The sequence below is a fragment of the Salinibacterium sp. PAMC 21357 genome, from assembly GCF_000247645.1.
In the GTDB taxonomy this organism is placed as follows: domain Bacteria; phylum Actinomycetota; class Actinomycetes; order Actinomycetales; family Microbacteriaceae; genus Rhodoglobus.
Map to the genome: position 1 here is coordinate 374,058 of NZ_AHWA01000005.1, position 12,598 is coordinate 386,655.

General features: G+C 62.9%; 10 protein-coding genes. 6 read left to right on the forward strand and 4 right to left on the reverse strand.

The window, feature by feature from the left end; translation table 11 throughout:
- Window positions 1-97: 97 nt before the first annotated feature.
- Window positions 98-1,657: a hypothetical protein gene (locus ON14_RS12115; protein WP_010205481.1), complete on the forward strand. Its 1,560-nt coding sequence runs from the start codon at window positions 98-100 to the stop codon at window positions 1,655-1,657.
- Here ON14_RS12115 and ON14_RS12120 read toward each other — a convergent pair.
- From ON14_RS12120 to tdh, 4 genes are all read right to left on the reverse strand, one after another.
- The gene (locus ON14_RS12120) at window positions 1,644-2,675 is read right to left on the reverse strand and encodes an NADPH:quinone reductase (protein WP_010205482.1); all 1,032 of its coding nucleotides are present in this window, start codon (window positions 2,673-2,675) and stop codon (window positions 1,644-1,646) included. The two genes, ON14_RS12115 and ON14_RS12120, sit on opposite strands and share 14 nt — an antisense overlap.
- 73 nt (window positions 2,676-2,748) lie before the next feature.
- Window positions 2,749-3,525, reverse strand: coding sequence for a GntR family transcriptional regulator (locus ON14_RS12125; RefSeq protein WP_010205483.1), 777 nt, complete (start codon window positions 3,523-3,525; stop codon window positions 2,749-2,751).
- Window positions 3,526-3,533: 8 nt separating this feature from the next.
- Window positions 3,534-4,715 carry a glycine C-acetyltransferase gene (locus ON14_RS12130; RefSeq protein ID WP_010205484.1) on the reverse strand — a complete coding sequence of 394 codons (1,182 nt, stop codon included), beginning with the start codon at window positions 4,713-4,715 and terminating at the stop codon, window positions 3,534-3,536.
- A 68-nt stretch (window positions 4,716-4,783) separates the two neighbouring features.
- A complete protein-coding gene (gene tdh / locus ON14_RS12135) occupies window positions 4,784-5,809 on the reverse strand; it encodes an L-threonine 3-dehydrogenase (RefSeq protein WP_010205485.1) in 1,026 nt (341 codons plus the stop codon).
- A 158-nt stretch (window positions 5,810-5,967) separates the two neighbouring features.
- Here tdh and ON14_RS12140 point away from each other — a divergent pair, with 158 nt between their 5' ends.
- From ON14_RS12140 to ON14_RS12160, 5 genes are all read left to right on the forward strand, one after another.
- Complete coding sequence (locus tag ON14_RS12140; RefSeq protein ID WP_010205486.1) at window positions 5,968-7,200, forward strand: metal-dependent hydrolase family protein; 1,233 nt, start codon at window positions 5,968-5,970, stop codon at window positions 7,198-7,200.
- A 177-nt stretch (window positions 7,201-7,377) separates the two neighbouring features.
- Window positions 7,378-8,964: an ABC transporter substrate-binding protein gene (locus ON14_RS12145; protein ID WP_010205488.1), complete on the forward strand. Its 1,587-nt coding sequence runs from the start codon at window positions 7,378-7,380 to the stop codon at window positions 8,962-8,964.
- A gap of 41 nt (window positions 8,965-9,005) precedes the next feature.
- Window positions 9,006-10,001 carry an ABC transporter permease gene (locus ON14_RS12150; protein ID WP_010205490.1) on the forward strand — a complete coding sequence of 332 codons (996 nt, stop codon included), beginning with the start codon at window positions 9,006-9,008 and terminating at the stop codon, window positions 9,999-10,001.
- Window positions 9,998-10,795 carry an ABC transporter permease gene (locus ON14_RS12155; RefSeq protein ID WP_010205491.1) on the forward strand — a complete coding sequence of 266 codons (798 nt, stop codon included), beginning with the start codon at window positions 9,998-10,000 and terminating at the stop codon, window positions 10,793-10,795. The genes ON14_RS12150 and ON14_RS12155 overlap by 4 nt, the downstream gene beginning before the upstream one ends.
- Entirely contained in the window at window positions 10,792-12,591 is a 1,800-nt protein-coding gene (locus tag ON14_RS12160) for a dipeptide ABC transporter ATP-binding protein (protein ID WP_010205492.1), read from the forward strand. The genes ON14_RS12155 and ON14_RS12160 overlap by 4 nt, the downstream gene beginning before the upstream one ends.
- The last annotated feature ends 7 nt before the right edge of the window (window positions 12,592-12,598 follow it).

Consider the following 12,598-nt stretch of genomic DNA (forward strand, 5'->3'; position numbering starts at 1 on the left):
GACAGAAAGCGTTGCCGATGTTAGATTCTGCGTGGCACTGTGTGTCCTCCCGGCGTGCGCCCGCGTGCCGACAGGAGCGCTGCAGAGAGTGGGTTGAATGCGTTTCGCGGCCATCACTGCTCGAGCCCGCGGGCGCTTTCTGCGCTCCCTAGCGATTGAGTCCTTGTGGCTGCTTGGCGCGCTGGGCCTCGCGCTGTTCGTCGTCACGTATCTCGCCGGAACTTCCGGTCGCGGCGAGCTGATGTTCCTCGACGGCGACTCGATGATCGTGCCGCTGTTTTCGCGGTCGATCATTGAGGGCACTGCAAGCAATTGGGCGATGTCTGCGGTGCTGTTTGTGCCTGAGATCGCCGTGTTCCTCGTCCTCTCGCTCGTCGGCTGGGGCATCCACGAAGCACAATTTCTTTCAGCGGTCGCAAACTTTGTGGCGCTGTATCTTGTTTTTCGTGTGACAGCCGCAACGGTAGCTGTAGGCAACCGGGCGCCGCTCGCCGCCACCGCGGGCTTTGCGGCGGTCTGTGCTCTCGCGCTAACCGAGGGCAGCGGCGACGGCGACAGCGCGCAACTCGCTTCCCTGTTGGCGATGACCACCTATTACGCCGCAACCGTTCTGGGAGCCCTGCTCACTGTGGGCATCACGCGCCGCATCGTTGGCAGTGTGTCGCCTCAACGTTTGCTCGCCGTCGTGCTCTTCGTCGTTGCGGCTCTCTCCGTGCTTTCCAACCCGCTGTACCTCGCTTGGGCAATAGCGCCGCTCGTTGTCATTGTGCTCATCACGAGCGTTGGCGTTCAGGGGGCGCGCTCGCATTTTTGGGTTCTTGCGGCGCTTATCGGCGGCTCCGTGCTCGGCTATCTATTGAGGCTCCCGCTTGCACCGTGGATCGTGGCAAACCCGGATAACTACTTTCAGCCCAGCCGGTCACGCGCATCGCTCGAGTACTACTGGTCGCTTTTCCTTGAACGACTATCGAGCCCGGCGGGTGTTCTCGCAGTCGCCGTCGTGGTGACACTCGCGTTGCTCGGAATCTGGCTCACGGTGCGCTCGCTGCGCCACGGAGCAACCGCCTCCGCCGTCGTCGCGGCCTATTCGTGGTTTGCTCCCGTCGCGACGACGGTCGGCTTCATCCTGCTGGGCACCGAAGCGTCCCGCTACCTGCAGCTGTGGGCATTTGCTCCGGCACTCGCGCTGGTGGTTCTGATTGCGGATGCACGGCACCCGGCGCTCGCAGAGACACCGTGGCGTCGGCTCGTCGCTTTCGCTGCGATTCCGGCGCTGCTCGGCGGTGCCGTGTTTGTCGTGGTGCTTCCGGCAGCCGTCCAGCGGGCGTCAGAGAGCGACCAGTCACTCGCCTGTGCCGTCGACTGGGTGAACGATTCCGACGCGGTGGGTGCCGGCCAATTCTGGAGCGTTCGCGCCGTCAAGACTCATTTGGATGACCCAGCTCAGCTCATCCAAACCGACTTCGCCCTGCGCGATTATGCGTGGTTGGTCGATCGGTCAGATTTTGCTCAACGTGAGGTGTCGTTCTTGATTGTTGACAATCAAAGCTCACCCTTCACGCTCCCGCCGGCGGCAGCCGAGCTGCCCTCAACCACGATCGACTGCGGCCGCTTTCAGATTCTCGACTACAGCCCGGCGAGTATCACTCGGCCGTAACGTCAATCAGAACTTTGCCGACCGCTCCGCTCTCAACAAGAGCGTGAGCATCCGCGGTCTGCGGCAGGCCAAATCGGTGAATGGGCAGTCCGGTCTTGTCGCCGATGTCTAAGGCCCCGTCTTCGAGCGCGCCATTGATCGTTTCGCCGGCCGCCCGAATCGCGTCGATTCCGACGGTGTAGAGCAGCACGAATTGGTAGCGCACGTTGAGCGCGAAGTGGCGGCGCACGTCGAGCGTTACCAAGTCTCCGCCGTTGTTCGCGTAGACCGCAATTGACCCACGATTGCGGATAACCGCGAGGTCAAGGTCAGCATTTTGGGCGGGAGCGACTTCAACAATTTGGTCAACCCCATCCGGAGCAATCGCCCGGATCTGGTCGATGATATCGGCGTCAGTGTAGTTGAGCACGTGGTGGGCGCCAGCGGCGGTGGCGAGTGCTGCTTTCGCAGGACCGCTTACCGTGGTGATGACGGTTGCCCCGGCCCAACGCGCCAGTTGAATGGCAGCATGACCGACAGCACCGGCGCCTCCGGCCACAAGCACAACCTTGTCAGCAAGGGCAGTCGGGTGCAGCTGGTCGGGCCCATCTTCGGCAATAGTGAGCGCGCGGTACGCCGTTATCGCGGGAACCCCGAGGCTCGCACCCTGGTCAAAGCTTGCGCTTTCTGGCAGAACAAAAACCCGTTCGGCCGGAAGCACCGCCTGCTCTTGGCTCGTGCCGCTGGCGGCGCGCTGGTAGGCGGCAAGCGCCAACCACACACGATCGCCGACGCCAACATGTTGCACGTCTGAGCCGATGGCCTCCACAATTCCCGAACCATCTTGGCCGGGCACAACGTTGTCGAATGGCAATGCCTGACCGGATGCCGCGCCGCGGCGTGACTTCCAATCCGTGGGGTTTACCCCGCTGACGACGATGCGCACGCGCACTTCGTCGGGACCGGGTTCGAGCACTGGCCGCTCAACAAGTTGCAGTACGGAAGGGTCGCCGGTCTCGCGGTAAACAATTGCTCTCATGCTGAAGTCAACGGCTTGTCACTGCGGGAAAATTCCATAATTCAGGAGATCGCCACCCGAAATTTGGCCGTCGCTAGTGCCCGGGGATCGCACTCCACGGCGCTCGCATCGTGCGCACAAAGGAGTACATGACGAGCGTGGGGTGGTGGTGTTCGAGGGCGTAGAAGATGCGCTCGCCGCTGAGGGTGACGCCGATGGTCTCCCACATTTTGGCCTCGGTGCCCTTCTCGAGCTGCAGCAGATCGGCGTACTTGTCGTCGAGCAGCGCAACACCGGCGGTCACAATTTCCCACGCGATGCCTTCGCCCCAGAGGTTCTTGGCCGACTCGTAGACCGGGTCGGTGGGGTTGATCGGGTCGTGTTCGCCAGCGGGCAACGGGATCGTGTACTCGGCGACCATCGCGGCCTGGTCATCGGCGTACCAGCGCAGCACGATCTTCACGGCGCAGGTGGTGCTGAGTGGTGACAGCAGGGGAGCGAGATCGGCGGGAAGCTCAATCGTTTCGGCCGTCAAGATTTCGACCGAGGGCGTGTAGCCCATGCGGGCGAGAACTTCGCCGTAGGAGACACTCGCTTCGAAGCGTGCGCTCAACCGCAGGGCCACCGGGTCGACGACAGTGGCGGCGCCCTGACTGCGAATCACAATTCCCTGACGCTCCAACTGCGCGAGCGCCACCCGAACCTGCGGGCGACTGCAGCCCAACCACTCGGCAAGCTTGAGCTCGCCGGGCAGCAGAAAGTTGGAGTCGCGAGCAGCCTCACGCACGTGACGAAGCACGCCACTGAGGATTCGTTCATCCTCCGTGAGTGATCCGGTGACGATGCGGCCTTCGGGGACCGTAATTTCCATGTGCGCTCCTATGCGGCGATCGACTCTCGAGCGGCCACAAAAGCCTCAACGCAACGGCTGATGTCCTCGCTTGAGTGTCCAGCCGACAACTGTACGCGAATACGAGCTTTGCCCAACGGCACGACGGGGAACGAGAAGGCGATCACGTAGACGCCGAGCGCGAGCAGAGCATCCGCCATAGCAACAGCTTCGTGCTCATCAGCAAACATGACCGGAATGATCGGATGCTCGCCCGGCAGTAGCGTGAACCCGGCCTCGGCCATTCCGGCGCGGAACTGTTCCGCGTTTGCCTTGAGCTTGGCGCGGCTCTCAGCGCCTTCGGCCACAAGGTTGAGCGCTTCGATCGAGCCGGCAACCACCGAAGGTGCAACGGCGTTCGAGAACAGGTACGGGCGTGCGCGCTGACGCAGCAGTTCCACGATCTCGGCGTGAGCGCTGATGTAACCACCGGATGCTCCGCCCAGGGCCTTACCGAGCGTGCCCGAGATGATGTCGACGCGGTCGGAGACTCCGCAGTGCTCGGGTGTTCCCGCTCCGGTCTCGCCGACGAACCCGACAGCGTGCGAGTCATCGACCATGACCATCGCGTCGTACTGTTCGGCGAGGTCGCAGATCGCCTCGAGGGGAGCGAGGTAGCCGTCCATCGAGAAGACACCGTCGGTGACGATGAGCCGGCGGCGGGCATCCTTCGCGGCAATCAACTGGGCTTCGAGGTCGGCCATGTCGCGGTTCTTGTAGCGGTAGCGTGCAGCCTTCGAGAGGCGGATGCCGTCAATGATCGAGGCATGGTTCAACTCATCTGAGATCACGGCATCCTCGGCGCTCAGCAGCACTTCAAAGATGCCACCGTTCGCGTCGTAGCAGGAGGGGAACAGGATGGTCGCCTCCATGCTCAGCAGTGCCGAAAGCCGGTTTTCGAGCTCAACGTGCTGGGTCTGGGTGCCGCAGATGAAGCGCACGCTCGCCATGCCGAAGCCCCAGTCGTCGAGCGCTTCTTTCGCGGCCGAGACGAGGCGCGGGTGGTTGGCCAGACCGAGGTAGTTGTTGGCGCAGAAGTTGAGAACCGGTTTGCCTGCCGACTCGACGTGGGCCGACTGGGCGGTATCGAGTTGGCGTTCTACTTTGTAGAGGCCAGCGGAGCGGATCTCGCTCAGGGTGTCGTTGAGTTGTTCGCGAACTGTTCCGTACATTTCGTTCTCCTAAAAAATTGGGGCGACCGCGCGGGATGACCGAGCGAAGCTGAGTGATGGGGGTCGTGTTACGACCAGTCGATGATGACTTTGCCGCCGTTGCCGCGGCGAGCGGCGGCGAATGCTTCTTCCCACTGTTCGGCGGGGAATCGGTCGGTGACGACAGCCGAGACATCCAAACCGGTGTGCACCATGGCATTCATGGCGTACCAGGTCTCGAACATTTCGCGGCCGTAGATGCCTTTGATGGTGATCATGTGGGTCACGACGGTTGCCCAATCGATGCCGATGGGCTCGGCGGGCAGGCCGAGCATCGCAATGCGGCCGCCCTGATTCATGTTGGTGATCATCTCGGGCAGAGCCGTGGGGTGGCCACTCATTTCGAGCCCGATGTCGAAGCCCTCTTTCATGCCGAGCTGTTCTTGGGCTTCGGCAATGCGCGTGGTCGCCACGTTGATCGCGAGGTTCACGCCCATCGTGCGGGCGAGCTGCAGTCGCTCTTCGTTCACATCGGTGATTACGATGTTGCGGGCACCGATGTGGCGGGCGACTTGGGCGGCCATGAGCCCGATGGGCCCGGCGCCGGTGATGAGCACGTCTTCGCCCACCATGGGGAACGACAGTGCGGTGTGCACGGCGTTGCCGAGGGGGTCGAAGATGGCGGCGAGCTCGGGGTCGATATCGAGCGGATGCGCCCAGACGTTCTGTTCGGGAATCACGACGAATTCGGCGAAGGCTCCATCACGATTCACCCCAATGCTGGAAGTAAATTTGCAGAGGTGACGACGGCCAGCGCGGCAGTTGCGGCAGTGCCCGCAAACGACATGACCTTCACCCGAAACAAGGGCACCGACCTCGACGGAGGTGACGCCTTCGCCGAGCTCAACGACGTGGCCGGAGAACTCGTGGCCGGGAATCAGTGGGGCATTAATGGCGCCGGCGGCCCAGGCATCCCACGACTCAATATGCAGGTCAGTGCCGCAAATTCCGGTGCGGGCGACGCGGATTTTGACCTCGCCGCGGGCGGGGGTGGGCTCTGGTCGTTCGGCCAAGATGAGGCCGGGTCCGGCCTTGTCCTTATAGAGGGCTTTCATCGTTGATTCCTCTCGGGCGGCGCGACGTGGCGCGTGATGTGCGCTTGTGGCGCACGTCATTCGACGTGTCCGCTGCTGTGTTTCAGGGTACTGTCACTTGTTTACAAGTGCCACTCTTCTGCTAGCGTCATACAAATCATAAGTTGAAGGAGCCATTCGTGACCGAAATATCCCAGCGCATCGAGGGAATATCGCTATGGGATGGAACGGGCGCGCTCGGCATTGGCTCCATCAGCTGGACAGGTGACCGGATCGACGCGGTAGAAACTGCTACCGACGCCGACGCAGCTGATTCGGATGCCTCAACCACGGCATCCGAATACAGCGTGATTCCGGGTCTCGTCGATACCCACGTTCACCTCGGCGGCTACGCCGGACCGGACAAGGTCGACTGGGTTTCGTGGCCGCTGCTCACGCCGTGGGAAGAACAGGTCTTCCATATCGCGGCGAACGCGCACCAGGCAGCCCGCAACGGTGTCACCACGCTCCGCGATCTCGCCGGAGACGGACGTCAACTTGCCGTCAAGCGTGCCTTTGACCAGGGCATTCAGCAGGGCCCGCGCATTCTCGTGCACGGCCCCGTCGGCATGACCGCAGGCCACGGCGACCTCTTCATCCCGCCGCACTACCCGCACCGCACGCCCACCGCCGACAGCCCGGACGAGTGCCGCAAGCTCGTGCGCGAGTACGCTCGCGCCGGTGTTGACGGCATCAAGATTTTCACGAGTGGCGGCGTGCTCTCGACCGGCGACAAAGTCGGCTGGCGCAATCAGACGATCGCCGAAATCGAGACGACCCTCGATGAGGCGCACGCTCTCGGCCTCAAAGTCGCCGCCCATAGCCACTCCACCGAGGGCAACCAGATTGCCTTGGATGCCGGAGTCGACTCCCTCGAACACGGCACCGGCATCACCGAAGAACAGTGGCCAGCACTGCTCGAGCGCAACATCTCGGTGGCGCCCACGCTCATGATCAACGACGTAATCGCCGAGGCCCGCATCCCGGTCTCGGCAGAAGCGCAAGAAAAGGCGCAAGCCGTGGTGATCGAGCGCAACACCAACTTTGCTGCAGCAGGTCGCGCGGGAGTGCGCTTCGTGCTCGGAACCGATGCCAATGGCATCTTCGTAAAATTCGGCGATCAGATGGAAGAAGTACGTCTGATGGCCGAGATGTTCGGCTGGAGCGCCGAACGTGCGCTGCAGTCCGCAACCTCGGATGCCGCCGACGCAATCGGTCTGGCCGCCAAGGTGGGAACCCTCGCGACCGGAATGGGTGCTGACTTTGTCGTGCTCAGGGGCCGTCCGTGGGAAGACATCACTGAGCTTCGTACCGAAAACATTGTCGCGGTTGTCTCGCGCGGTGTCGTCGTGTTCGGAGAACTGCCGCAGTAATCGCGTCACCAGCGTCACCAGCGTCACCAGCGTCACCAGAACGACTACCTCCAGCAGTGACCGCACCACCCGCATGACCAGTACCAGCACCACCAGCACCACCAGCATCCGCATCGCATTCCGCAGTACCACCGCAACGCTCACCACGTTGCGTCGACAGCACTGAAAGGACCGAGTATGAACTCCCCGAAAAACCGAGTACTTCGCTGGGGCATTGCCCCCATCGGAGCACTTGCCGCACTGGGCCTGTTGGCCTCTTGCGCGGCAGGGCCAGCCGCTTCGCCCAAAACGGATATCACGATGGCAGTCACGGGCGACCCCGTGTGCCTCGACCCCCAGCAGGTCACCCTCACCACCGCGCTCAACATTGGCCGCCAGGTTGTTGACTCGCTCATTGATCAGAATGCCGAAACCGGCGAACTGGTGCCGTGGCTCGCCGAGAGCTGGGAAACCAACGATGACCTCACCGAGTTCACCTTCGTGCTGCGTGATGACGTCACCTTCAGCGATGAGACCGCGCTGACGGCAGACACCGTGGTCAAGAACCTCGACGCTCTCTTCGAGATGGGTTCCACCGCCTCCCTCGCCTCGCAGTACCTCGCCGGCTACGCAGGCAGCGCCGCTGTCGACGAGAACACGGTGACCGTGAACTTCGAGTCGTCGAACGCCCAGTTCTTGCAGGGTGCAAGCACCATCACGCTCGGCCTCGTCTCTGACGCCACCACCGAGCTCAGCCCTGAAGACCGCTGCCAGACCGTTGTCGGCACCGGCCCGTTCACGATCGACTCCTACGTTGCAAACGACTCCGTCGTGATCGCCAAGCGTGTGGGTTACGACTGGGCATCCGAACTTCGTGGCCACAGCGGTGAAGCACTCGTTGACACAGTCACGTTCCCGATCACGCCGGAGGCAGGCGTGCGCACCGGTGGACTCCAGACCGGCGAATTCGACATCATCCAGGATCTCCCGGCAGTAGATGAGGCCCGCTTCGACACCGCGGACTACACCATCTACTCTCGCGGAAACCCCGGAATGCCCACGAGCCTCGTGCCGAACACCACACGTCCCGTCGTCAGCGACGAGATCGTGCGTAAGGCAATGCTGCTCGCTACCGACCGTGCAGAAATCACCGCCCTCACCGGTTCCGCGCAGTCGCAGCCCGCATCGAGCGCGCTGAGCTCCGCCACTCCTGGCTACAGCAGCCAGGAAGACGCCATGGCCTACGACCTCGATGCAGCCACTGGGTTGCTCGATGACAACGGTTGGGTAGTCGGTACTGACGGCATCCGCGAGAAGGATGGCCAGCGTCTCACCATGAGCGTTACCGCGTTCTACGGCCAGGATGTTCTTGAGGCAACTCAGATTCAACTCGCTAAGGCTGGCATCGACCTGCAGCTCAACATCGTGACCGCCGGAGACTTCTTCGGAGCCATCGCGACCGGAGACTACGACTTCTTGAGTGCCAGCCTCACGCGCACTGACCCCGACGTTTTGCGGGTCACGTTCTCGAAAGATGCCATCTCGAAGTGGGCCATCATCGATGACGCTGAACTGGAATCGCTGCTCACTGAGCAGGCCAGCACGGCAGATACCACCGAGCGCACGGCACTCATCGCCGAAATTCAGGAGATGATTATTGACCGTGCGTACCTGATCCCGCTTCTCGAAGTTGCTCAGGTGCACGCCTCAACCGCCAACGTTTCTGGTCTGACCTTCGACTCGTCGTCGCGACTGATCATGTACGACGTCAGCGTCTCGGAATAACTCTCCCTAGGTGATGTGACCAGCATGAAAAAGCGTCAGTCGTGACACAGGTGAAAGCCTGGGCAGGCTACTTGCTGCCCAAACTCGGACAGTTCCTGTTCGTTGTCGTGGCTACCTACACGCTCGTTTTCGTGCTGGTCCATTTCCTTCCCGGTGACCCGTTGATCGCCGCCCTTGCAGCAAAGGGCGGCGCATCAACGGTCATCGATCCGGCTGAACTCGACGCCCTGCGCGTGCAGTACGGCCTCGACGGAACCCTCTGGCAGCAGTACTTTGGCCACCTCATTGCGGCAGCCCAAGGTGACCTCGGAATCTCCATCGCTACCGGTGTTCCCGTGACCGAGATGATCGGCCGGGCCTTCCCGTTCAGCGTGCAGATCGCCTCACTCGCTTTGCTCTTCGGCGTCACCTCCGCCGTTCTCATCACCTTCTTGGCTTACGCCGCACCGTGGCCGTGGCTGCGCCAACTGCTGCTGCAGATTCCGCCATTCGGGATCGCGGTGCCCGCCTTCCTGAGCGGCCTGCTGTTGATCAGCGTCTTCGCCTTCACTCTCGGCTGGTTGCCCTCGGCCGGCGCTCGCAGCTTCGACGCCGCCATTCTGCCCGCGATCACGCTCGCCCTGCCCGTTGGCGCCCTCTTCTTCCAAGTTTTCTCTTCTGCCGTGCTCGAAGCCCAGAACAGTCCTTATGTCTTTACGGCCGTCGCGAAAGGTGTGCCTCCGCGCCGCATCTTCACGAAGCACTTGCTGCGTAACGCACTGCTGCCCTCCATCACCATCCTCGGCTTGCTCATTGGGTACTTGGCCGGCGGAACCGCCGTCGTCGAAACAGTCTTCTCGCGCGACGGAATCGGCCGCATGACCGTTAACGCCGTGCTCGCTCGCGACATCAACGTCATCCAAGGCGTCGTGCTGGTGGTCGGCGCGATCTATGCGCTCGTCAACCTGCTCGTGGATGTTGCCTACGGCTTCATCGACCCGCGAACGCGCATCGGTGGCGGGGTTCCCTCGCGCGCTCGACTGGGGGCGAAGAAGTGACGAATCTGCGCAAGCCCGGCTTCGTTCTCGGGCTCATTATTATCGCGGTGGCGATCGTGGCCTCTCTGGCTCCCCAGCTGCTCGCGACTCACGATCCCTTCGAATCGGTCGCGACTGACCGCCTGCTGCCCCCGAGCGCTCAGTACCTGTTCGGCACCGATAACCTGGGCCGCGACCTCTACTCCCGCGTTATTTATGGAGCTGCCCTTTCGCTGCTCTCGGCATCGCTCGCCGTCGTCGTCGGTGTAGTCGTGGGCGCCATCGTCGGTCTCATCTCGGGCTTCGTTGGTGGTCGCACCGACTTCATCATCATGCGATTCGTGGATGTGCTGATTGCCGTTCCCGGAGTTCTCCTTGCCCTGATCGTCGTCGCCAGCCTCGGCTTCGGCCCGGTCTCGCTCGCTCTCGGTGTTGGACTCGGAGCCGCCGGCAGCTTCGCTCGCGTCATGCGCTCGCAAGTGCTGCGCATCCGCAGCGAAGAGTATGTCGAAGCGGCTCGCACGCTCGGCGTTCGCTCGCCCGCGATTCTCGTGCAGCACGTTCTTCCGAACGCCGCCCGCCCCGTGATCGCGATGGCGGCGCTCGAAATGGGCACCGCGATTCTCTCGGTTTCGGCTCTGACCTTTTTGGGCTTCGGCGCTCCGCCGCCCGCTCCCGAGTGGGGTGCACTCGTCTCGGCGGGCCGCGACTACGTGGCGACCAACCCCGGCCTCAGTATCATCCCGGGTGCCGTAATTCTTGTGGTCGTGCTTGCCGTAAACCGGGTAGCGCGATCGATCGGAGGCGACGAATGATCGAGCACGGTTCTGGTGCGAAAACAGGGTCTGGCGCGAACTCGGTTGCCGGCGACGGTGCCGCAGCGGACGACAATATTCTCGTCGTGCGTGACCTGCACGTTTCGTACGCCACTCGCTCCGGCCCCGTGGCGGCGGTGCGCGGCATCAGCTTCGTCGTTCCGCGCGGCAAGATCGTGGCGATCGTCGGCGAATCGGGCTCGGGCAAAAGCACGACCTCGCAGGCGCTGATTCGGCGACTGGCATCCGGTGGCCGCATCGACAGCGGCTCCATCGAGTTCGAAGGGCGCGACCTCGGCCCGATGTCGGAGCGCGAGTTACGCTCCATTCGTGGTGGTCGTATCGGCTTTGTGCCGCAAGACCCCAGCAAATCGCTCAACCCCCTTATGCGCGTCGGCGACCAAATCGCCGAAGCCCTGCGCCTGCACCTCAAGCTCGACAAGGCTGCAGCGGCGACCGAAGCCGTGCGCATTCTCGCTGAGGTCGGACTGCCTGATCCGGATGCCCGCGCCACCCAATTTCCGCACGAACTGTCGGGCGGGATGCGCCAGCGCGTGCTCATCGGAATCGCGTGGGCCTGCAACCCTCAACTCGTCATCGCGGACGAGCCGACCAGTGCGCTCGACGTCACCGTGCAACGCCACGTTCTCGACAACATCGACGAACTCGTGCGCCGCCACAACACCTCCGTCGTTCTCGTGACTCACGACCTTGCCGTCGCCGCCGACCGTGCCGACTACGTCGCTGTGATGAGCAATGGCGAAATTGTCGAACAGGGCACCACCGAGCAAGTTCTCTCCTCGCCCACCCACGAGTACACGAAGAAACTTGTGGAATCCGCTCCGGGGCTGGCGAGTAGACGCCTCACCCCGTCGTTGACTGCTCTCGGCGAACAACAGCAATCGAGCGCGGGAAAGCTATTCACCCACACCCGCCCGGCGCAGCCTGCGGGCTCGGCCACGGCATCCGGAGCCATCCCTGCACACAGTGGGGCGGATGCCGCTGGAGCCACCAACATTCTTGAGGTCTCGAACCTGGTCAAGACCTTCGCTCTCCGCCGCCAAGGTGGAGGCTCGCAAGTGTTGCGCGCCGTGGACGATGTCTCGTTCGTTGTTCCGCGCGGCTCGACCTTCTCGATCGTGGGGGAGTCGGGTTCGGGCAAGACAACGACCGCGCGCATTGCGGCTCGCATTGCGTCGGCCGATTCGGGCACCGTCAGCTTCGACGGCACCGACGTCACCTCGCTCTCGGGCGAAGCACTTCGCCAACTGCGCCGCCGCGTGCAAGTCGTCTACCAGAACCCCTTCGGCTCGCTCGACCCCAAAATGTCGATCGAGAAGATCATTGCTGAGCCGCTGCGCGCCTTCCGGGTGGGCGACCGCACCCACCGCGCCGAAGTGGCACGCGAACTGCTCGAGCACGTGAGCCTCAGCCCCTCGCTCGCCCAGCGGCGCCCCACCGAGCTGTCGGGCGGTCAGCGCCAACGCGTTGCCATCGCGCGTTCGCTCGCCATCGGCCCCGAGTTGATCGTGCTCGATGAGCCCGTCTCCGCTCTGGATGTCTCAGTGCAAGAGCAGATCCTGCAACTGTTGGTCGACCTTCAAGTGCAGTTCGGGCTCAGCTACCTCTTCATCTCGCACGACCTCGGTGTCATTCGCCAGATCTCTGACCACATTGCCGTGATGCGCTCCGGAAAGGTGCTCGAAGCGGGCACCGCCCACGATGTGCTGGCGAATCCGCAACATGAGTACACGCGCGAACTGCTTGCGGCGATTCCGGGGCAACGCGCGGTCTAACGCAGAA